The sequence below is a fragment of the Burkholderia sp. SIMBA_051 genome, assembly GCF_046534915.1.
Lineage (GTDB): Bacteria > Pseudomonadota > Gammaproteobacteria > Burkholderiales > Burkholderiaceae > Burkholderia > Burkholderia ambifaria.
The window spans coordinates 1-284 of sequence record NZ_JAWRXS010000178.1 but is presented as its reverse complement, the minus strand read 5'-3'; the positions used below and the strand labels follow the sequence as shown (position 1 = coordinate 284).

Sequence of the window (284 nt, the reverse complement as noted above, 5' to 3'; positions counted from 1 at the left end):
TGATAAACGCATGTGGTCTTTTTTTCATTCGGGCGGCGCGGCTTTACGCAGCCGGCGCGGCGTCCGCGAATTCGCCGAGACGCTTGCCGAGACTGATCACCGCGTCGGCGCGATAACCGAGCGCTTCGTAAAACGCGCGCACGTCCGCCTTCGCGGACAGGACTTGCAGGTTCAGCTTCGGGCAGCCACGTTCGGTCAATGCGGTTTCGACATGCGCGACCAGACGCGTGCCGATGCCATGACGACGCAGCGACGCATCCACCGCGAGCGAATATAGCCAGCCA

1 protein-coding gene is annotated in these 284 nt (G+C 62.7%); it reads right to left on the bottom strand.

What is annotated here, in order from left to right; genetic code table 11:
- Nucleotides 1-43: 43 nt before the first annotated feature.
- Nucleotides 44-284 (bottom strand): GNAT family N-acetyltransferase (locus SB771_RS34080; protein WP_410721927.1); only part of this gene is annotated, 241 nt, incomplete at its 5' end.